Below are 21,010 nucleotides of genomic sequence, written 5' to 3' on the forward strand. Positions count from 1 at the left end.
GAACGTCAGCCGATGAAGGAGTCGAACTGCAGGTCGAATTCCTGCAGCGCCTTCTGCGCGTTCTGCATCTTCTTGCGGAACTCCGGACCGCGCTGCAGCGCGAGGCCGACCGCGAGCACGTCGATCACGACGAGGTACGCCAGGCGCGCCGAGATCGGCGTGTACGGATCGGTCGCGAACACGAGGTCGATCGGGATCAGCAGGCTCGCCATGTCCGCGAGCGGCGTGCCGGACGGCGCCAGCACGATCACTTCGGCGCCGCCGCGGCGCGCCAGTTTCGCGGAGCGCGTCAGCGACGGGTTGTTGCCGCGCTGGGAGATCGCGACGAGCGCGTCGCCCTCGCGCAGCAGCGCGGCCGCGATGGCGTGGATCGCCGGGTCGGTGTACGCGACGGTCGGCACGCCCGAGCGGAAGAATTTATGCTGCGCGTCGGCCGCGACGAAGCCGGATGTGCCCTGGCCGTAGAACTCGATCTTGTTGGCGCGCGACAGGATGTCGAGCGCCTTCTGGATCAGTTCCGGTTTCAGGTTGTTGCGCAGGTCGAGCAGGGTGTTGATCGAGCGGCTGCAGATCTTGTTGACGAGGTCCGCGGCCAGGTCGTCCTGCGCCGGCTGCTCGCTGGCGCCGGGCAGCGCCAGCGCGAGGCCTTGCGCGAGCTTCAGCTTGAACTCGTGCCAGCCGTCGTAGCCGAGCGTGCGGCAGAAGCGCACGACCGTCGGCTCGGACACCTGCGCGCTGCGCGCCAGCGCCGTGATGTTCTGGCTCACGGTGGCGCTGGGCGCGGCCAGCACGGCGAGCGCCACCTTGCGCTCGGACTTGGACAGCGAGTCGAGCTGGGTACGGATCGAATCGAGCAGCACGGTAATTCCTCAGTCTTCCGGCAGCGCCTCTTCGCGCCACTGCAGGCCGTCGCGGCCGATCAGCGCGGAAGACGAGGCCGGGCCCCACGTGCCGGACGTGTACGGGACCGGCGTCGTGTCGTCCTGCTCCCAGTATTCGAGGATCGGCTCGACCCATTCCCACGCGGCTTCCAGTTCGTCGCCGCGCATGAACAGGGTCAGCTGGCCGCGCAGGACGTCCAGCAGCAGGCGCTCGTACGCTTCCATGCGCGGGGACTTGAACTGTTCGCGGAAATCGAGTTCGAGTTCGGCCTGCTTCAGGCGCATGGAGTCGCCCGGCGTCTTGGCCATCAGGTTCATCGACAGGCCTTCGTCCGGCTGCAGGCGGATCACGAGGCTGTTCGGCTGGAAGCTCGACGTCGGCTGGTTGAAGATCGAATGGGGGATCGGCTTGAAGCGCACGACGATCTCCGCGAGGCGGTCGGCCATGCGCTTGCCGGTGCGCAGGTAGAACGGCACGCCGGCCCAGCGCCACGTGTCGATCTCGGCCTTCATTGCGACGAAGGTTTCCGTTTTGGATTGCTTGGGCGCGCCCGGTTCGTCGCGGTAGCCCGGCACGGCCTGGCCGTCGACATAACCCGAGCGGTACTGGCCGCGCACGATGTTCTGCGACAGCGTCGTCGGCGTGAAGCGCTTCAGCGAGCGCAGCACCTGCAGCTTGGCGTCGCGCACGGCGTCCGGCGCGATCGACGTCGGCGGTTCCATCGCGACGATACACAGCAGCTGCAGCAGGTGGTTCTGCAGCATGTCGCGCAGCGCGCCCGAGTTGTCGTAATAGCCCAGGCGGTTGCCCACGCCGATCTTTTCCGCGATGGTGATCTGCACGTCGGAAATCCACTCGCGGCGCCACAGCGGCTCGAACAGGATGTTGCCGAAGCGCAGGGCCAGCAGGTTCTGCACGGTTTCCTTGCCGAGGTAGTGGTCGATCCGGTAGATCTGCGATTCGGCGAACACCTTGCCGACGTCGGCGTTGATCTGCTTGGCCGATGCCAGGTCGCGGCCCAGCGGCTTTTCCAGCACGACGCGCGAATTCGCCGTGGCCAGGCCGACGGCGGCCAGGTTTTCGCAGATCGTCGCGAACAGCTGCGGTGGCGTCGCGAGGTAGTACACGCGCGTGAGCGAAGAATCCTTGCGCAGCGCTTCCGCCAGCGCCGCATAGGTCGCCACGTTGCCCGCGTCGACGGCGACGTAGGTGATGCGGTCCAGGAACGTCTGCCATGCGCCGGCATCGACGTTTTCCTTCACGTGCGTTTTCGCATTGGTTTCCACCATCTCGATGAACGCTTCCTGCGACATCTCGTCACGGCCGACGCAGATGATACGCGCCGTCGCGGGCAGGTCGTTGCACACGTCACGGGCATACATCGCCGGCAGCAGCTTGCGCATCGCGAGGTCGCCGCTGCCGCCGAAGAAAACGAGATCGAAATCGGAAAGTGCCATGGTGTCTGTCGAGGAGTGAAATGCTGTAAATTTACTACACGAATATGGATAGCGCAAGAAATTTTACTACGCAAATGCGTGCAGTGGCAGGTAATGGTGCCACATCCGTGGCGGTGTGGGTGCGACGGAGAAAAGGTGGGCACGGGGTGCCCACCCTACGGCAGCAAGTATCGTAGGGTGGGCTCCCCGAGCCCACGATGCGCAGCCGTCAAATCAGCCGCGGTATTCGGCCTGCTCGACGCCAGGCACGTCGACGGTAAACGCCAGCACCTTGCCGCTGTGCGGATACTTCGCCAGCTCGTCGTTCGAGCGGCCCTTGCTGGCGCTGGTGACGAACAGCGTGCGCAGATCGGGGCCGCCGAACGCGACGGACGTCGGGCAGCGCACCGGCAGCTCGATTTCCTGCAGCAGCTCACCGGTCGGCGACAGCTTGACGATGCGGCCGCCTTCGAACATCGCGGACCAGTAATTGCCTTCGCTGTCCACCGCCGCGCCGTCCGGACGGCCGCCGTAGTCGGCCGCCTTCTTGTCGTCGGAGAAGGTGACGAGGTTGCGGCGGTTCGATGCCGTGCCCGTCTTGACGTCGTAGTCGTACGCGTCGACGCGGTGGCTCGTCGTGTCCGAGTGGTACATCGTCTTGCCGTCCGGGCTGAACGACAGGCCGTTCGAGTTCGTCATGCCGCCGGCCCAGGCGAGGCGCAACTCGCCCTTGTCCAGCACGTACATCTCGGCCTTCTGCTGGTCGCGCGGCTCGTACATCGTGCCGACCCAGAAGCGGCCCGCCGGGTCCGTGCGTCCGTCGTTGAAGCGGACGATGGACGTGTCGTACGGCGCGGCCACGATGTCGTCGATGTCGCCCGTCGTCGTGTTCAGGTAGACGAAGCCGGCGCGCGTGGCCAGCACGAGGTTGTTGTCCTGGTCGACGGCGATGGCGGACGGCTCGGTGTCCGTGTTCCAGCGCGAGTACTTGCCGCTCGACGGATGCAGGCGGTGCACCGACTTGCCGTCGATGTCGACCCAGTACAGCGCGGACTCGACCGCATGCCAGACGGCCGATTCGCCGACCAGCATCCGTTCGTCATGCACGATGTGGAATTTTTCGGTCTTCATGGCACCTCCTCAGACGGCCGCTTTGGCGCGGGCGATCAGGCCGTTGGTCGAACCGTCGTGCTGCGCCGGTTGCGCCTCGCCGTTCAGCTCCGCCTCGATCTTCTTGGCCAGCACCTTGCCCAGTTCCACGCCCCACTGGTCGTAGCTGTTCACGTCCCAGATCGCGCCCTGCACGAACACCTTGTGCTCGTACAGCGCGATCAGCGCGCCCAGCGTGGCCGGCGTCAGGTACTCCATCAGGATCGTGTTGCTCGGACGGTTGCCCGGGAAGGTCTTGTGCGGCACGAGGCGTTCGATCTCGGCGGCGTCTTGTCCGGCGAGATCCTGGCGCACCTCGTCCGCCGTCTTGCCCTTCATGAAGGCTTCCGACTGCGCGAAGCAGTTCGCGAGCAGCGCGGCGTGGTGGTTCTGGAATTCGTGCGCGGGACGCAGCGCGGCGATGAAGTCCATCGGCGTGACGTCCGTGCCCTGGTGCAGCAGCTGGAAATAGGCGTGCTGGCCGTTCGTGCCCACGTCGCCCCAGATCACCGGGCCGGTTGCGTAGTCGGTGATGGTGTCGCCGGCGCGCGTGACGCGCTTGCCGTTGCTTTCCATGTCGAGCTGCTGCAGGTAGGCGGGGAAGCGGTTCAGGTCCTGGTGGTACGGCGCGATCGACACCGACGGGCAGCCGAGGAATTCGCGGTTCCAGAAGCCGACGAGGGCCAGGATCATCGGCAAATTCTGCTCGATGGGCGCGGTGCGGAAGTGCTCGTCCAGCGCGTGCGCGCCCGCGAGGAAGTCGGCGAAATAGCCGTAGCCGACGCACAGCGCGACCGGCAGGCCGATCGCCGACCAGACCGAATAGCGGCCGCCGACCCAGTCCCAGAACGGGAACATGTTGTCCGGATCGATGCCGAACTTCTTGATGGCTTCGACATTGGTCGACACGGCGACGAAATGCCTGGCGAGCGCCTCTTCCGATGCGTTCTTGAGGAACCAGCTGCGCGCCGTGTTCGCGTTCATCATCGTCTCGGCCGTCGTGAACGTCTTCGACGCGATGATGAACAGCGTCGTTTCCGGATTCACGCGCGACAGCGCGGCGTCCATGTCGTGGCCGTCGACGTTGGAGACGAAGTGCATGGTCAGGCGCGGATGGGCGAACTGGCGCAGCGCCAGGCAGACCATCTTCGGGCCGAGGTCGGAACCGCCGATGCCGATGTTGACGATGTCCGTGATTTCCTTGCCGGTGTGGCCCAGCCACGAACCGTTGCGCACGGCGTCGCTGAACGTCTTGACGCGGGCGAGGACGGCGTGCACGTCGGCCGTGATGTCCTGGCCGTCCACCGTGATCTGCTTGTCCTTCGGCGCGCGCAGGGCGGTATGCAGCACGGCGCGTTGTTCGGTCAGGTTGATCTTGTCGCCGGCGAACATCGCGTCGCGCAGCTGCTCGACGCCGCGCTCGCGCGCCAGGTTTGCCAGCAGTGCAAGCGTGCGCCCGTCCAAACGGTTTTTTGAATAGTCTAGGAACAGCCCGGCGGCGTCAAGCGAGAGGCGCTCGAAGCGCTGCGGGTCTTGCGCGAACAGGTCGCGCATCTGCCATTGCCGGGCGTCCTGGGCGTGGGTCTGGAGGGCCTGGTAACTGGTGGTGCTGGTCAGGGGTGGTTGGCGCATGGTGATGGACGGTATGATGTCATTTTGTGCAGGTTAGCGAATCATACAGGAAGCGGGCGTAAATTCACTACAAAAAATCGCCACACAGTGCGAGTCTCCCGTGTTCACCTTTCTTCGCTCATTGATTAGTGAGCGGGAATCTCCATTTCGTAGTAAAATTTCAGAAATCTAATTCACAAGGAACAGATCATGGCGCTGCACCCCGTAGTAGAACAGGTCACCAACCGGATCATCAAGCGTAGCCGGCCCTCGCGCCAGGCGTATCTCGCGCATCTCGACGCCGCGCGCGTCAAGGGCGTGCAGCGCAGCGTGCTGGCGTGCACGAACCTGGCACACGGGTTTGCCGCCTTCCCGGCCAACGACAAGCTCAAGCTGCGCGAGGCCAAGCAGCCGTCCGTGGCGATCGTTTCCTCGTACAACGACATGCTGTCGGCGCACCAGCCGTACGAAGCCTATCCGAAGGTCATCAAGGACGCCGTGCGTGAAGTCGGCGCCGTGGCGCAGTTCGCCGGCGGCGTGCCCGCCATGTGCGACGGCGTCACGCAGGGCCAGCCGGGCATGGAACTGTCGCTGTTCTCGCGCGACACCATCGCCATGTCGACCGCCATCGCGTTGTCGCACAATATGTTCGACGCCAGCCTGTACCTGGGCATCTGCGACAAGATCGTCCCGGGCCTGCTGATCGGCGCGCTGCACTTCGGCCACATCCCGGGCATCTTCGTGCCGGGCGGCCCGATGGCGACCGGTATCTCGAACAAGGAAAAGGCCGCCGTGCGCCAGCGCTACGCGAAGGGCGAGGCCACGCGCGAAGAACTGCTGGAAGGCGAGGCCAAGGCCTACCACAGCGCCGGTACGTGTACCTTCTACGGTACCGCTAACAGCAACCAGATGCTGATGGAGATGATGGGCCTGCACCTGCCGGGCGCCGCCTTCGTCCATCCGGACACCCCGCTGCGCGAGGCGCTGACCCGCGCCGCGGCCCAGCATGCGGTCAAGATCTCGCAGCAGGGCGGCGAGTACATGCCGATCGGCCACATCGTCGACGAGAAGTGCATCGTCAACGCCATCGCCGCGCTGCACGCGACGGGCGGCTCCACGAACCACACGCTGCACCTCGTCGCCATCGCGCGCGCGGCCGGCATCATCATCGACTGGAACGACTTCGACGAGCTGTCGAAAGTGGTGCCGCTGCTGACGCGCGTGTACCCGAACGGCGACGCCGACGTGAACTACTTCCAGGCCGCCGGCGGCCCGACCTTCGTCATCCGCGAACTGCTGGACGCCGGCCTCGTGCACGACGACGTCAACACCATCCTCGGCCGCGGCCTGCGCAACCACTGCAAGGAACCGTTCCTGGACGGCGACAAGGTCGTGTGGCGCGACCTGCCGGAACAGAGCGGCGACGAGTCCGTGCTGCGCAAGCATACGAACCCGTTCAGCGACAATGGCGGCCTGATCCTCGTGCAGGGCAACCTGGGCCGCGCCGTGATGAAGATCTCGGCGGTCAAGAAGGATCACCACATCGTCGAGGCGCCCGCGCTGACGTTCGATTCGCAGGAAGATTTCATGCACGCCTACAAGGCCGGCAAGCTGAACCGCGACTTCGTCGCCGTGCTGCGCTTCCAGGGCCCGCGCGCCAACGGCATGCCGGAACTGCACGCGCTGACGCCGGCACTGGCCAACCTGCAGGACTCCGGCTTCCACGTCGCGCTGGTGACGGACGGCCGCATGTCGGGCGCATCCGGTAAAGTCCCGGCCGCGATCCACGTGTCGCCGGAAATCCTGGCCGGCGGCCCGCTGGGTCTCGTGCGCGACGGCGACATCATCCGCGTCGACGCGACCCAAGGCACGCTGGAAGCCCTGGTGCCGGCCGACGTGTGGGCATCGCGCAAGATGGCGACCGCGGACCTGAGCTCCAGCCACATCGGCATGGGCCGCGAACTGTTCGACGTGTTCCGCAAATCGGTCAGCGCGGCCGAAGAGGGCGCCGCCCACTTCCCGCTGCCGTCGCCGATCGAGACGACCGTGCCCCTGCACGAAGGCACCGACAGCGGCGAGATCATGCCCGGTTCGGACGAAGATTTCCTGTTCCGCAAATCCAAATAAACAAAGTGAGCGCAACGATGAGTAACGAAATGACCCTGCTGGACATCATGAAATCCGCCGTCGTGATCCCCGTGATCGCGATCGACGACCCGGACCATGCGGTCCCCCTCGCCAAGGCGCTGGTCGCCGGCGGCATCCGCGTGCTCGAAGTCACGCTGCGCACCAGGCACGGCCTGGAGGCGATCCGCGCGATGGCCCAGGTGGAAGGCGCGATCGTCGGCGTCGGCACGCTGACGCAGCCGGAAGAATTCGCCGCGTCGCGCGATGCGGGCGCCGTGTTCGGCGTGTCGCCGGGCCTGACGCCGTCGCTGATCGAGGCAGCGAAGAAGAGCGGCCTGCCGCTGCTGCCGGGCTGCATGACGCCGTCCGAAGTGATGGTGGCGCGCGAAGCCGGCTTCAAGCAGCTGAAACTGTTCCCGGCCGTGCCGGCGGGCGGCGTCGGCATGCTGAAGGGTATCGGCGGCCCGCTGCCGGACGTGACCTTCTGCCCGACGGGCGGCATCTCGATCGAGACGGCGCCGCAATTCCTCGCGCTGAAGAACGTCGCCTGCGTGGGCGGCTCCTGGCTGACCCCGGCGGACGCGATGAAGGCCGGCGACTGGGGCCTGATCACCGAGCTGGCGAAAGCCGCATCCGCACTGAAAGCGGCCTGATCCGGAATATGCGGCGGCGCCTCGTCCGGGGCCTGACCCCGGCCGAAATACGCATGGCGTCGCTGCTGTTCGGCGGCGCCATCGATGCGTCGCGCGTGCGCGTGCACGGGCGCCGCTACCTGCCGCTGGTGCAGCCGAAAAACTGCGCCATGACGCCCAACGGCAGCATGTATTTCCACCCCTCCTGTTTCCTGCCCGATTATGGCGCGGGCGATCCGCACACGATCCACTGGTTCATGCACGAGATGGTGCACGTGTGGCAGCACCAGCTGGGCTACCCGGTCCGGTTGCGCGGCGCCTTCCGCATCGGCCTGTCGTACCGCTACGAACTGCGTCCGGGCGCGCGCCTGTCCGACTACAACATGGAAGCCCAGGGCGACTTGCTCGCGGATTATTTTGCGCTGAAATACATGCGCAACCCGCGCATCATGCGCCAGCGCCGGTATGCCCACCAGCTCGACTTGTACGAACAGGTGCTGGCCCGCTTCCTCGCCGACCCGCGCGACCCGGACAACCTGCCGCGCGGCAGCGCACGCCGCTTCGCGCGGATGGTAGCGTCTGTCTCCGCCTGAGCTTGCGTAGCCTCAAAATCTGACGGTGCTGCCGTCGTAGGCTTTCGCCTTGCGCTCCGTCGAGGTCATCATGTCCGTCCCTTATCGCATCCCCGTGCTGCTGTGTGCCTGCTGCCTGGCCGCGCCGGCGTGCGCCCGCGTCGGCGCGGCCGAGGTGCGCGAAGGCCCGCGTGGCGGCCCGTGCTTCACCATCACCCCGCGCGAGGAACGCCTGGGCACGCCGGAATTCCGGTCGATCGTCGTGTGGGAGGGAACACGCCCGGTGTGGAAGATGACGATGCCGAAGGAGCGCACGTTCCCCCTCACGTTCGGCATGTGCGTGCCGTACGGCGGCAAGGTGGCGTCGCTGCCGCGCACGACGCCCGCGCCGCTGGCGCCGGGGCGGATCTACAGCCTGCGCATCGAGGCGCAGCCGGGCAAGGGCAGCGCCGCGTCCAGCTACGAAGCCAGGTTCTGCCTTGCGCGGCAGCATGACGGCAGTGCGGTCGTGCACCAGATCTGGAATGGCGACAGGGAAGGGCCGCGCATGTACGGGTGTTTGCCGCCGGGCGATTGACGCCGTCGTCAGCGGCCGGCGTCTTGCGGCGTCGGCTGGTACGGGCGCCGCTACTGCAGCAGCGCCATCACCATCGAGGCCAGGCTGTTGGTCTGCTTCAGCATGGCCGTGCTGGACTGCATGAGCATCTGGTTCGCCGTCATGTCCGACGACTCCGTCGCGACATCGACGTCCATGATGCGGCCGGTGGCGGCCTGCGTATTGGTCGAGACGTTCGCCAGGTTGTTGTAGACGTGGTCCAGGCGGTTCGCGACCGCGCCCAGTCCGGACCGCAGCGCCGACACGGCGTCGAGGGCGTCGCCCAGCTTGCCGATCGTCGCGGCCGGATCGGCGAAGAGCGTCATCGTGCCATGGACCGTGATCGTGCCGCCGAAACCGTCGGGGACATTCGTCGTCGTGGGGATCACGATGTCGGCGAGGGTGTGGCCCGGCGTTGTGTTGGTGGTCGAGCTGTCGCCCGCGAAACGGGTGACGATGGTAACCACCGTATTCCCGCTGCCGTCGAGCGAGGTGATGTCGCTGGTCGTCGCGGCCTGCAGCAGGAGGTCGACGTTGTGCAGTTGCGGCGAGAAATCGGCATGCATCGTTTCCGCACTGTCCGCGCCGATCTGGAACGAGAGGCCCGCCGTATCCCCGAGTTTTCCGCCCGACGTCGCGGAGGTGTTCATCAGCGTGGTGCCGCCGAAGCCAGTGTTGCTGAAGATGTTCGACAGTTCGTCCGTCAGTGAATCGTATTCCGCCTGCAGGGCGTCCCTGTCGGCGCTCGACGACGAGGTATCGCCGGCCTGGGTCGCCAGGTCCTTCATGCGGATGAGGATGTCGTTGACTTCGTTCAGCGCCCCGTCGGCGGTTTGCAGCAGCGAGATCGAATTCTGCGTGTTGCGCATGGCCACGGTCATGCCGCTGCTTTGCGCTTTCAGGCGCGTGGCGATTTGCAGGCCGGCGGCGTCGTCCTGCGCCGAATTGACGCGGTAGCCGGTCGACAGGCGCGTCATCGACGTCGACAGCCAGGCCTGGGTGCGGCCCATGACCTTCAATGCGGACAGCGATGCGAAATTGGTGTGAAGACTCAGCATTTATGAAACAGTCAATGATCTCCTGTTAATAGGGCGACCGGATTCCGCTTCGTATTAAATATTGAATCAATATTCTTTCGATTTTGCAGTTTTCGACGTTTCTGCTTCAGGGGCGGCGGGCGCGCGGTGCTCAGTGGATCCGTTCAGGTAATTGTCCTTGATGCGCACATAATGCTCGGCCGAATAGCGCAGGTACGCGATCTCGGCCTCGGACAGCGCCCGCACCTTGACGACGGGCCGGCCCATGTACAGGAAGCCGCTTTCCAGCGTCCTGTTCGGCGGGACGAGACTGCCGGCGCCGACCATGACGCGGTCCTCGACGACCACGTCGTCCATCACGATGGTGCCCATGCCGATGAGGCATTCGTTCCCGATGCGGCAGCCGTGCAGGATGACGGCGTGGCCGATGGTGACGTAGTCGCCGATGACGAGCGGCGAGCCGTCCGGCCTGGCGGGCGTCTTGTGGGACACGTGGCCCATCGTCAGGTCCTGGACGTTGGTGCAGCGGCCGATCACGATGTCGTTGACGTCGCCGCGCAGCACGGCGTTGCACCAGATCGAGCTGTCCGCGCCGAGGCGGACGCTGCCGATGACCTGGGCCGAGGCGTGCACGTAGACGCGCTCGGCAAGCTGCGGAGAGGTGTCGAGGTAGTTCGAGAGCGGCATGGTGAAGTCTTTTAACGGTGGGTGATCAGGCCGGCGGTTCCCACAGCTCGACCTTGTTGCCTTCGGGATCGATGACCCAGCCGAACTTGCCGTATTCGCCGTCGTCCGTCCTGTCGAGCACATTGCAGCCTTCGGCGCGCAGGGCCTGCAGCAGGGCGGCGAGGTTGTCGACGCGATAGTTGATCATGAACGGGGCCCGGCCCGGCGCGAACTGGTCGCTGTCCGCAGGGAACACGGACCAGGCGGTGGCGCCCTTGGGGTCGGTCCAGTCGAACGCGGCGCCGCCCCACGGCTGGACGTCGATGCCCAGGTGGCGCTGGTACCAGGCGCCCAGCGCGGCCGGGTCTTGCGCCTGGAAGAAGATGCCGCCGATGCCGGTCACGCGTTTCATGTCAGTCTCCGCCGTCGTCAAAGAATGATTACTGCGCCCCCAGCGCCCCCAGCCGTTCGCGCGCATGCGCCTGCCCCGGTTCCAGCGCCAGCGCCTGCCGGTAATTCGCGATGGCAGCGTCGCGCTCGCCGGCCGCCTCGTATGCCTGGCCGAGGCCGTCGTAGAGGAAGTCGAAGCGTTCCGGATACAGTTTGACGCCCAGCCGGAACACGTGCATGGCATCCGCGGCGCGCCGCTCGCGCAGCAGCTTCATGCCCCAGTCGTGGGCTTGCAGCGGGTCGAGGGCGAGGTCGGGATTCTGTGCGTGCAGGCGGTCGTAGATGGTGGCGATGTGCTCGAAGCCCTGCTGGCCCAGTTGCTCGAGGAACGTGTCCAGTGTCGGCGGCGCGCCCGTGGCGCGGCGTACCGCGAACGAGACGAAGCCGGCCGGCGGACGGTTCGCGGCGACGGCGTCGTCCAGTTGGCGGCGGGCCGGGGCATCGTTGCGCAGGCGGGCGTCGAGGAAGCGTTCCACCATGCGCGCCATCGCGCCGTAGGCCTGGGCCGATTGCGCGCGCGTGCGCTGGCCAAAGGCGGCGTCCGGCGCCATGCGCAGCGACCACGACGAGAAATCCATGTGGCTCGCGGCGTCCAGCGTGGCGAGATACACGTCGGCATAGCGCATGCGCCCCAGCAGTTCGGAGCCGATCGCGCCTTCGTCCTGCAGGCGCGTCATGTACAGCAGCGGGATGCCCAGGCGTTCCGGCGTGACGTAGCCCGCGGCGCGCGGGCCGCCGTTTATGTAGTCGTACGCGGCGCGCAGCGAGCCGTCCAGCGTGACGAGCGCGCGGATGCGGTCGTCGCGGGCCGCGGCCAGCACGCTTGCCAGGCTGCCCCAGCTGTGGCCGACGACGGCGATGCGGTTCGTATCCGCCTGCGCCAGCGTCTGGACGTAGCCGACGAGGAAGCCGATGTCGTCCGCCTGCGCTTCGGCGCCCTCCAGGCTCGCGGTCATCCTGTGCGAGCGCGGACCCAGCGACGGCGTCGCGATCACGATGTAGCCGTGGCTCGCGAGGTATTCGCACAGGTCGGTGTTCTCGATGGCGTAGGCACTGTGGCTCGGCGCGTAGATCACGACGGGGAATTTACCGGGGCGCTCGGGCGCGTCCCGAAGGGCGCGCACGGGGCTGGCCAGGTCGCGCTGGACCTGCGGGGTGCGCGTTTCGACGAGCGCGTCGGTGGCGCGGCGCACCTGGTCCGGCATGCGGCTGAATTCCTCTTCCGTCGCCACGGTCGTCACGTAGTCGCGGTAGGTCAGCGCGCCGCCCGTGCCGATGGCCGGATACCAGATCAGCGTCTGCAGCGGCCGCGACCGGTCGCCGCTCGTCGCCTGCGCCGTGACGGGACTGCGCGGATGCTGGTAGACGCGCGCCCGGTCGTACTGCTGGCGGACGTGGAAGCCGACGCGGTACGGGCCGGGCGGGGTGGACGGCGTGAAGTCGGCGGCCGTCGCGGTGGGCGCGAGGACGAAGGCGAGCAGCAGGGTGGTCAGTGTCCGGAGCATGGGTCGTCGGCGGGTGTTTCTTTGGTTGCAAGATTATATGCTGAATTGGCATGATATTTGGCGCGACATGTGAATCCGTTAAAATGTCGGATTCTTCTTCACACCCTTCCAACATCATGACTCAGGACGAACTCAAGCAGGCAGTGGCGCGCGCCGCCATCGAATACGTGGTCGACGGCGAAATCATCGGCGTCGGCACCGGCTCCACCGCCAACTTCTTCATCGACGAACTCGGCAAGATCAAGTCGCGCATCAAGGGCGCGGTGGCGTCGTCGGAAGCGACGGCGACGCGCCTGCGCGGCCACGGCATCGAGGTGTTCGACCTGAACGACATCGAATCGATCTCCGTCTACGTCGACGGCGCCGACGAGATCAACGCCACCGGCGCCATGATCAAGGGCGGCGGCGCGGCATTGACGCGCGAAAAGATCGTTGCCTCCGTATCGGGCAAGTTCGTGTGCATCGCCGACGGCTCCAAGCTGGTCGAGACGCTGGGACAATTCCCGCTGCCGGTCGAGGTGGTGCCGATGGCCGCGAACGCCGTCAGCCGCAAGCTGACCGCGCTGGGTGGCCAGCCGCGCCTGCGCACCAAGCCGGGCAGCACGGACGCGTTCGTCACCGACAACGGCGGCTACATCCTGGACGTGGCCGGCCTGTCGATCACGGATGCGGTGGCGCTGGAATCGGAGATCAACCAGATCGTCGGCGTGATCGCCGTCGGCCTGTTCGCCCGCCGCGGCGCCGACGTCTGCCTGCTGGGCACGGGCGAAGGCGTCAAGAAGCTGACGTTCTGAGCATGAACCGCCTGGCGCTCATTTGCGCGGCCGTCGCGGTGCTGGGCGGCTGCTCCACGTTCCACCGGCAGATGCCGGCCGCACCAGCCGCATCTGTGGCTGCGGCCGATACCGCGCCGGCCATCGAGACGATTCCGTTCCGCATGGGCGTGTCGTCGGCGACCGTCGAGAAGATGGCGAAGCAGCAAGGGTGCACGGGCGGGCAGGGTGCCGGGCTCATCACGGAGCCGGGGCCGGTCGAGGTCTATCGCATGCGCTGCGACGGCGGGAAGGTTTTCATGGCGCGCTGCGAGCTGCGCCAGTGCAGGCAGATGTAACGTAGGGTGGGTGGCCCTCCGCCCACGCGTGACGTATGCGAATTGTTGACGTTACGCGTGGGCACGGGGTGCCCACCCGACGGAATCAGGCGGACGGCGGTACGTAGCCGGCAGCCTCGTCGGCACCTTCGCCGAAGAAATGGCGTTCCATTTGCGTGGCCAGGTATTTGCGGGCGCGCGCATCGGCCATGTTCAGGCGGTTTTCGTTGATGAGCATCGTCTGGTGCTTCAGCCAGCCATCCCAGGCTTCCTTCGACACGCTTTCATAAATGCGCTTGCCCAGTTCGCCCGGGTACGGCGGGAAGGCCAGGCCTTCGGCTTCCTTGTTCAGTTTGATGCAGTGGACGGTGCGGGCCATGTTCTTGCTCCTGGTTCGGTATCGGAAAACGTGATTATAAGGCCAGGTTGGAAAAGCTACAGACGTTGACTTCGTCATTCCCGCGAAAGCGGGAATCCACGCCGAGGCCCAAGATTCGGTAATTCGGAGGCGATGCGAAGTGTCCAAGAGCTCGACTTTGGATCTTCAGCATGGGTCCCCGCTTTCGCGGGGACGACGGTTTTACAGCTGCTTGATCAGGATTTGCGACCTGCGTTGCCAGTTGTACATGTGCGCCCGATCCTTGGGCAGGTCGTCGACGGTCGCCGGCACGAACCCGCGCTTCTTGAACCAGTGCGACGTGCGCGTGGTCAGCACGAACAGCTTGGACATGCCGGCCGCGCGGGCGCGGTTTTCCATGTGTTTTAGAATGCGCTCGCCGTCGCCCTGGGTCTGCGCGTCCTGGCTCACCGTCAGGCAGGCCATTTCCGCCATCTTCGATTCCGGGAACGGGTAGAGCGCGGCGCAGCCGAAGATGACGCCGTCGTGCTCGATCACGGAGAATTGTTCGATTTCGCGTTCGATCAGCTCGCGCGGACGCTTGACCAGCGTGCCGTCCGCTTCGAGCGGTTCGATGAGCTTGATAATTCCGCCGACGTCCTCAATTGTGGCCTGGCGCAGGCTCTCCAGGTTGTCGTGCGTGATCATCGTGCCCACGCCGTCGTGGGTGAACAGTTCCAGCAGCGCGGAGCCGTCCGTCGAGAACGGGACGATGTGGGCGCGGTCGACGCCGCTGTTGCACGCCTTGATCGCGTGCTGCAGGTAGAACGACGCGTCGTTCGGCAGGAAGCCCGCCTGCAGCACGGCTTCGGCCTGGTGCGACGACAGTTCGCGGATGTCGCCGCCGCCGGCGTCCTTCATCAGCGGCGTCTCCGTGATGAAGATGAGCTTTTCGGCATGCAGGGCGATGGCGGCGGATACCGCCACGTCTTCCATCGTCAGGTTGAACACCTCGCCGGTCGGCGAGAAGCCCAGCGGCGACAGCAGGACGATGTTGTCCTCGGTCTCCAGGATGGGCTGGATCTTGGCGGCGGCGACCTTGCGCGTTACGCCCGTCAGCTCGTGGTCGACGCCGTCGATCACGCCGAGCGGGCGCGCGGTGACGAAGTTGCCGGAAACGATGCTGATGTGCGCATTCGACATCGGCGTGTTGGGCAAGCCCTGGCTGAACGCGCCCTCGATGTCCAGGCGCAGTTCGCCGGCGGCTTCCTTGGCGCATTCCATCGCCGCGCTGTCGGTGACGCGCACGCCGTTGTGGAAGCGGCCCGCGACGTTACGCAGCGCGAGCTGTTCGGCGACCTGCGGCCGCGACCCGTGCACCAGCACGACGCGGATGCCGAGTCCGACCAGCAGTGACAGGTCCTGCGCCAGCACGGGCAGGGCGCCGGCCGACACCAGTTCACCGGGGAAAGCGACGACGAAGGTCTTGCCGCCGAATGCGTGAATATACGGCGCGACGGAGCGCAGCCACTGGACGAATTGGGTAGGGTTTTCCATTTGCCGCATTATAATTCGCTGCGCGACTTGCGCACCAAATCCTCGTAAAAATCAATGTCTGAACAGAGTAACAAGCCTGCGCCCAAGCCGGCGCGCGCCGCATCCCCCGACCGTTCCTCGCAACCGCCGCGCGGCGACGCCCGTCGCGGTCCGCGCCCGCCTGCGCGCGAGGGCGCGCTCGCGAACGCGCTCGCGCAGGCGCAGGTGCGTCCGTCGCCAGGCTCCACCTTGCGTGCGGACGCTCCTGCGCAGGGCCGTCCGGCCAAGCCGCGCGAAGGCACCCAACGTTCACGCGAGGAGCGCCCCGCGCGCAAGGACGCGGTGCGCAATCCGCTCCCCCCGATCACCTTCCCGGAAGACCTCCCTGTCTCGGGCCGCCGCGCCGAAATCGCGAAGGCGCTGATGGAGAACCAGGTGGTGATCGTGTCCGGCGAAACCGGCTCGGGCAAGACGACGCAGCTGCCGAAGATCTGCCTGGAGCTGGGTCGCGGCGAAAAGGGCATGATCGGCCACACGCAGCCGCGCCGCATCGCCGCGTCGTCGACCGCGAAGCGCATCGCGTTCGAACTCGGTTCGCCGCTGGGCGAGCACGTCGGCTACAAGGTCCGCTTCAACGACACGCTGTCGTCCGGCGCCTGGGTCAAGCTGATGACGGACGGTATCCTGCTGGCCGAAACCCAGACCGACCCGCTGCTCAAGGCCTACGACACGATCATCATCGACGAGGCGCACGAACGCAGCCTGAACATCGACTTCCTGCTCGGCTACCTGAAGGAGATCCTGCCGCGCCGGCCGGACCTGAAGGTGATCATCACGTCCGCGACGATCGACGCCGACCGCTTCGCGCGCCACTTCGGCACGCCGGAAAAGCCGGCGCCCGTCATCGAAGTGTCAGGGCGCTTGTACAAGGTCGAGGTGCGTTACCGCCCCGTCGAACGCGACCAGGAATTCGCACCCGCCGCCGACGGTAAATCGATGTCGAAAGCGCAGGCCGCGCGCGACAAGCGCGACCTGATGGATGCCGTCGTCGACGGCGTCGACGAATTGTGCCGCCTGGGTCAAGGCGACGTGCTCGTGTTCCTGCCGGGCGAGCGCGAGATCCGCGACTGCGCCGAGGCGCTCCGAAAACACCATCCGCCGCACGTGGAAATCCTGCCGTTGTTCGCGCGACTCTCCGTCGAAGAACAGGACCGCGTGTTCCGCACGACGAACGCGCGCCGCATCGTCCTCGCGACGAACGTGGCCGAGACGTCGCTGACGGTGCCCGGCATCCGCTACGTCGTCGACGCCGGCCTGGCGCGCGTAAAACGCTACAGCTACCGCAACAAGGTCGAGCAGCTGCAGGTCGAGGCGATCTCGCAGGCCGCCGCCAACCAGCGCGCGGGCCGTTGCGGCCGCGTCGCGGACGGCGTCTGCATCCGTTTGTACGAGGAAGACGATTTCCTGCAGCGACCGAAATTCACGGACCCGGAGATCCTGCGCTCGTCGCTGGCGGCCGTCATCCTGCGCATGAAGTCCCTGCACCTGACGGACGTGGAGACCTTCCCGTTCGTCGAACCGCCGCAGGGCCGCGCCATCGCCGACGGCTACCAGCTGCTGCAGGAACTGGGCGCCGTCGACGACGCCAACGAACTCACGGCGATGGGCCGCAAGCTGGCCAAGCTGCCGCTCGACCCCCGCGTGGGCCGCATGATCCTGGCAGCCGTCGATAACGTGTGCCTGACCGAGATGCTGATCATCGCATCCGCGCTGTCCGTGCAGGACCCGCGCGACCGGCCGATGGAATACCAGCAGCAGGCCGACGAGAAGCACAAGAAGTTCGCCGACGAAAAGAGCGAATTTTTGAGCTTCCTGAAGATCTGGCGCTGGTTCGAGCAAGCCATCGAGCACAAGAAGACCAACCGCCAGCTGCAGGACAACTGCCGCGAGAACTTCCTGTCGCAGGTGCGCCTGCGCGAGTGGCGCGACGTGCACTCGCAACTGCTCACGATCGTGAAGGAGCAGGGCTGGCGCCTGAACGACGCCCCGGCCACGTACGAACAGCTGCACATGGCGCTGCTGACCGGTTTGCTCGGCAATATCGGCTACAAGATGGAAGACGAGGGTGGACAAACCGGCGGCGCCTATCTTGGCGCGCGCGGCATCAAGTTCCACATCTGGCCCGGTTCCACGCTCGGCAAGAAGGCCGGCAAATGGATCATGGCGGCGGAACTGGTCGAGACGACGCGCCTGTACGCGCGCTGCATCGCCCAGATCCAGCCGGAGTGGGTCGAGAAGATCGGCGGCCACCTGCTGAAAAAATCGTGGGGCGAGCCGCGCTGGGAAAAGCGCACGGCGCAGGTCACGGCGAGCGAGCGCGCGACGCTGTACGGCATCGTCGTCTACAGCCAGCGCCGCATCAACTACGCGCAGCACAATCCAGCCGAGGCCCGCGAGATCTTTATCCGCGACGCGCTGGTCGGCGGCGATTACGAGACGCGTTCGCCGTTCTTCGCGCACAACCACAAGCTGATCAAGGAAATCGAGAACCTCGAACACAAGTCGCGCCGCCTGGACGTGCTCGTGGACGACCAGTTGATCCATGCGTTCTACGATAGCGAGATCCCGTCGGACGTGGTGAACGGTGCGGGTTTCGAGAAGTGGTACAAGGACGCGTCGCGCGACAACCCGAAGTTGCTGTACCTGAACCGCGAAGAACTGATGCGCCACGAAGCGGCGGGCGTCACGACGGAGCTGTTCCCGAAGACGATGAACGTCACCGGCATCGAGATGGGCCTGTCGTACCACTTCGAACCGGGCAGCCCGCGCGACGGCGTGACCCTGGCCGTGCCGCTGTTCGCGCTGAACCAGATCCCGCGCGAGCGCGCGGACTGGCTCGTGCCGGGCATGCTGAAGGAAAAAGTGCAGCTGCTATTGAAGTCCCTGCCGCAGAAGCTGCGCCGCCACTGCGTGCCGCTGCCGGAGTACGCCGCGCGCTTCTTCGAGCGCAACGAGGACCCCGTGCGCTTCGGCCGCGGGGACCTGATCGACGCGCTGATCGCGGACATCCACGCGCAGACGGGCGTGCGCGTGATGACGACGGACTTCAAGCTGGAGACCTTGCCGGCCCACCTCTTCATGAACTTCAAGGTGGTCGACGAACACGGCCGCCAGCTGGACATGGGCCGCAACCTGGCCACGTTGCAGGCCGAGTTGGGCGGCCAGGCGCGCCAGAGTTTCCAGCGCATGGCGGAGACGACGCCGGCCGCCGGGCAGTCAAGCGCCAAGCCGCTGGCCGCGCCAGCCGCGCCGGCAGCGGCGAAAGGCAAGCCCGCACCGGCCGCACCCGCCGCGCCGACCGCCCACACGAACATCACCGGCTGGACGTTCGGCGAGCTGCCGGAACTGCTGGAGATCACGCAGGGGAAGATCACGCTGATCGGCTTCCCCGCGCTCGTGGACAAGGGCACGTACTGCGACCTGGAAGTCTTCGACGACCCGAACGTGGCGGCGCGCACGCACCGCATCGGCCTGCGCCGCCTGTTCGCGCTGCAGTTCAAGGACCAGCTGAAATTCGCGGAAAAGAACGTGCCGGGCCTGCAGCAGATGGGCATGCAGTTCATGTCGGTAGGTACGCCGGAAGAGCTGCGCGAGCAGATCGTCAACAAGGCCATCGAGATCGCCTGTTTGCAGGACCCGCTGCCGCATGACGCCGCCTCGTTCAACAAGCGCAAGGACGAGGGCAAGGGCCGCATCGGCCTGCTGATCAACGAGACGGCGCGCCTCGCCGGCCAGATCCTCGCGGAGTTCCACGGCCTGCCGAAGCGCCTGCAAGGCCTGCCGCCGGCCGTCGCGAGCGACATGCAGGCGCAGTTGCAGGGCCTCGTGCACAAGCGCTTCATCGCGGAGACGGAGTACAGCCAGCTGGCGCACTTCCCGCGCTACCTGAAGGCGATGAACGTGCGCCTGGAAAAACTGCGCGGCAATCCGGCGCGCGACGCGCAGCTGATGGCGGAGTGGCAGACGGCGGCGACGCAGTTCCAGCGCACGGTGAAGAACCAGCCGCTGAAGAACCTCGACCCGCGCATGATCGAGTTCCGCTGGATGCTGGAAGAACTGCGCGTGTCGCTGTTCGCGCAGGAGCTGCGTACGCCGATGCCGGTGTCTTCCAAGCGCCTGCAGAAAGTGTGGGAGTCGATGCTGCGCTAGTCAACACCGGGGTCAGAGCCTGATTTTTGGAAATTGCCCAAAATCGGGCTCTGACCCCGAAGTTTGACCCCGAAGTTTGCTACAGTTGACATCTCATCACTGCCAACGACTTTGCCATGACCGACCTCGTGCTCGCCATCGTCCACCACCTGATCGTATTCGGCATCGCGTCCGCCCTGGCCGCCGAACTGGCGCTGATGCGGCCCGCCGCGATGTCGCCGCAGACCGTGCGCCTGCTGGGGCGCTTCGACGCGGCGTATGGCGTGATGGCGCTGGCGATCCTGATCGTCGGCTTCCTGCGCGTGGCGTATGGCGCGAAGGGTGCCGCGTTCTACATGCACAACCCGATGTTCTGGGCCAAGATCGCGGCCTTCGCCGCCGTGGGCCTCATCTCAATCAAGCCCACGTTGCGCATCCTCGCCTGGCAAAAACGGGCGAAGGCGGATGCGGCGTTCGTGCCGGCGCTGGACGAAGTCACCGCGCTGCGCCGGACGATGCTGCTGGAGATCCACGTGTTCGCCCTGATCCCGGTCTTCGCGGCAATGATGGCGCGCGGCGTCGGGTACTGATTCTCAGGCGGCTGCCGCGCCGGCCGGCAGCATGCGCACGGACGCCATGTCGCCCACCAGCCGGCCGATGAACCAGCCGTTGAAGACGCCGAACAGGCTGCACACGATGCAGGCGAACAGCGTGTCCTGACGCAGCTGCGGCGCGACGGCCAGCGTCACCGACGCCACGTACTTCGTGAAGAACACGGCCATCATCATGACGAGCGGCAGGCGGCTGCCGCGCACGCGCACATGGCCCGGCACCGTGCTTGCCGCGATGCGCTCCGAACCCGCCAGCCCCGCCGCCAGCGCCATGCCGGCGGCAGCCGCCGCCCACGCGGCCAGCGCCCATCCACCGAGACCGAATTTCGTGCCGATGTCCTGCAGCGACAGCAGCAGCATCACGGCCGGGATCATGACGAGCTTGCGGACTTCCACGTCGCGGTCGCGCATGGCGGCCATGCCGCGGTAGACGAGGAAGGCGAGGATCGTCCAGACGTACAGCGGGGTGTGGGTCAGGATCTGGATCAGCATGGTCGGCTCCATCAAGTGCGTTAAGTTGATGCCACTGTGCCAGCGCCCCCGCATGCCCGTGCGCTCATGCGACGACATGTTGCGATCGCGGCGC

At 66.2% G+C, this 21,010-nt stretch carries 19 protein-coding genes; 8 read left to right on the forward strand and 11 right to left on the reverse strand.

Annotated features, from left to right (window positions below; all coding sequences use genetic code 11):
- Positions 1–5 precede the first annotated feature (5 nt).
- The 4 genes from ACEN98_RS08505 to pgi all read right to left on the reverse strand — a co-directional run bounded on the left by ACEN98_RS08505 (position 6) and on the right by pgi (position 5,099).
- A complete protein-coding gene (locus ACEN98_RS08505) occupies positions 6–860 on the reverse strand; it encodes an SIS domain-containing protein (protein ID WP_056136401.1) in 855 nt (284 codons plus the stop codon).
- A gap of 9 nt (positions 861–869) precedes the next feature.
- Entirely contained in the window at positions 870–2,339 is a 1,470-nt protein-coding gene (gene zwf / locus ACEN98_RS08510) for a glucose-6-phosphate dehydrogenase (protein WP_413383432.1), read from the reverse strand.
- 213 nt (positions 2,340–2,552) lie between these two features.
- Positions 2,553–3,449 carry an SMP-30/gluconolactonase/LRE family protein gene (locus tag ACEN98_RS08515; protein ID WP_413383434.1) on the reverse strand — a complete coding sequence of 299 codons (897 nt, stop codon included), beginning with the start codon at positions 3,447–3,449 and terminating at the stop codon, positions 2,553–2,555.
- 9 nt (positions 3,450–3,458) lie between these two features.
- Positions 3,459–5,099 (reverse strand): glucose-6-phosphate isomerase, encoded by a 1,641-nt coding sequence (pgi, locus tag ACEN98_RS08520; protein WP_413383435.1) that lies wholly within the window; start codon positions 5,097–5,099, stop codon positions 3,459–3,461.
- A 189-nt stretch (positions 5,100–5,288) separates the two neighbouring features.
- Here pgi and edd point away from each other — a divergent pair, with 189 nt between their 5' ends.
- The 4 genes from edd (at position 5,289) to ACEN98_RS08540 (ending at position 8,986) form a co-directional block, all read left to right on the forward strand.
- A complete protein-coding gene (edd, locus tag ACEN98_RS08525; protein WP_413383437.1) occupies positions 5,289–7,205 on the forward strand; it encodes a phosphogluconate dehydratase in 1,917 nt (638 codons plus the stop codon).
- Positions 7,206–7,234: 29 nt separating this feature from the next.
- The gene (gene eda / locus ACEN98_RS08530) at positions 7,235–7,858 is read left to right on the forward strand and encodes a bifunctional 4-hydroxy-2-oxoglutarate aldolase/2-dehydro-3-deoxy-phosphogluconate aldolase (protein ID WP_413339066.1); all 624 of its coding nucleotides are present in this window, start codon (positions 7,235–7,237) and stop codon (positions 7,856–7,858) included.
- Between the two features lie 53 nt (positions 7,859–7,911).
- Entirely contained in the window at positions 7,912–8,430 is a 519-nt protein-coding gene (locus ACEN98_RS08535) for a Rhs element Vgr protein (RefSeq protein WP_413383439.1), read from the forward strand.
- A 70-nt stretch (positions 8,431–8,500) separates the two neighbouring features.
- On the forward strand, positions 8,501–8,986 hold the full coding sequence (locus ACEN98_RS08540) for a hypothetical protein (protein ID WP_413383441.1): 486 nt from the start codon (positions 8,501–8,503) through the stop codon (positions 8,984–8,986).
- A gap of 50 nt (positions 8,987–9,036) precedes the next feature.
- Here ACEN98_RS08540 and ACEN98_RS08545 read toward each other — a convergent pair whose 3' ends face one another.
- The 4 genes from ACEN98_RS08545 to ACEN98_RS08560 all read right to left on the reverse strand — a co-directional run bounded on the left by ACEN98_RS08545 (position 9,037) and on the right by ACEN98_RS08560 (position 12,662).
- Positions 9,037–10,062 carry a flagellin gene (locus ACEN98_RS08545; protein WP_413383443.1) on the reverse strand — a complete coding sequence of 342 codons (1,026 nt, stop codon included), beginning with the start codon at positions 10,060–10,062 and terminating at the stop codon, positions 9,037–9,039.
- Positions 10,063–10,128: 66 nt separating this feature from the next.
- Complete coding sequence (locus tag ACEN98_RS08550) at positions 10,129–10,728, reverse strand: gamma carbonic anhydrase family protein (RefSeq protein ID WP_413383445.1); 600 nt, start codon at positions 10,726–10,728, stop codon at positions 10,129–10,131.
- Positions 10,729–10,753: 25 nt separating this feature from the next.
- On the reverse strand, positions 10,754–11,119 hold the full coding sequence (locus tag ACEN98_RS08555; protein ID WP_413383447.1) for a VOC family protein: 366 nt from the start codon (positions 11,117–11,119) through the stop codon (positions 10,754–10,756).
- A 28-nt stretch (positions 11,120–11,147) separates the two neighbouring features.
- Positions 11,148–12,662 (reverse strand): chlorophyllase/cutinase-like alpha/beta fold protein, encoded by a 1,515-nt coding sequence (locus tag ACEN98_RS08560; RefSeq protein WP_413383449.1) that lies wholly within the window; start codon positions 12,660–12,662, stop codon positions 11,148–11,150.
- Positions 12,663–12,778: 116 nt separating this feature from the next.
- Between ACEN98_RS08560 and rpiA the strand changes: the two genes are divergently transcribed.
- Both rpiA and ACEN98_RS08570 read left to right on the forward strand, forming a co-directional pair.
- Positions 12,779–13,456 (forward strand): ribose-5-phosphate isomerase RpiA, encoded by a 678-nt coding sequence (gene rpiA, locus ACEN98_RS08565; protein WP_413383451.1) that lies wholly within the window; start codon positions 12,779–12,781, stop codon positions 13,454–13,456.
- A gap of 2 nt (positions 13,457–13,458) precedes the next feature.
- On the forward strand, positions 13,459–13,773 hold the full coding sequence (locus ACEN98_RS08570) for a hypothetical protein (RefSeq protein WP_413383453.1): 315 nt from the start codon (positions 13,459–13,461) through the stop codon (positions 13,771–13,773).
- A gap of 85 nt (positions 13,774–13,858) precedes the next feature.
- Here the strand turns inward: ACEN98_RS08570 and ACEN98_RS08575 are convergent, their stop codons facing one another.
- Positions 13,859–14,131, reverse strand: coding sequence for an oxidative damage protection protein (locus tag ACEN98_RS08575; RefSeq protein WP_056136429.1), 273 nt, complete (start codon positions 14,129–14,131; stop codon positions 13,859–13,861).
- A 201-nt stretch (positions 14,132–14,332) separates the two neighbouring features.
- Entirely contained in the window at positions 14,333–15,646 is a 1,314-nt protein-coding gene (gene argA / locus ACEN98_RS08580) for an amino-acid N-acetyltransferase (protein WP_413339064.1), read from the reverse strand.
- 54 nt (positions 15,647–15,700) lie between these two features.
- Here argA and hrpA point away from each other — a divergent pair, with 54 nt between their 5' ends.
- Positions 15,701–19,834 (forward strand): ATP-dependent RNA helicase HrpA, encoded by a 4,134-nt coding sequence (hrpA, locus tag ACEN98_RS08585; protein ID WP_413383455.1) that lies wholly within the window; start codon positions 15,701–15,703, stop codon positions 19,832–19,834.
- A gap of 116 nt (positions 19,835–19,950) precedes the next feature.
- Positions 19,951–20,403, forward strand: coding sequence for a DUF2214 family protein (locus ACEN98_RS08590; RefSeq protein ID WP_413383457.1), 453 nt, complete (start codon positions 19,951–19,953; stop codon positions 20,401–20,403).
- A 3-nt stretch (positions 20,404–20,406) separates the two neighbouring features.
- Here ACEN98_RS08590 and ACEN98_RS08595 read toward each other — a convergent pair whose 3' ends face one another.
- Positions 20,407–20,916, reverse strand: coding sequence for a DUF6622 family protein (locus ACEN98_RS08595; protein ID WP_413383459.1), 510 nt, complete (start codon positions 20,914–20,916; stop codon positions 20,407–20,409).
- Positions 20,917–21,010: the final 94 nt, after the last annotated feature.

This window comes from Massilia sp. CT11-137 (assembly GCF_047302885.1).
In the GTDB taxonomy this organism is placed as follows: Bacteria; Pseudomonadota; Gammaproteobacteria; order Burkholderiales; family Burkholderiaceae_D; genus Telluria; species Telluria orientalis.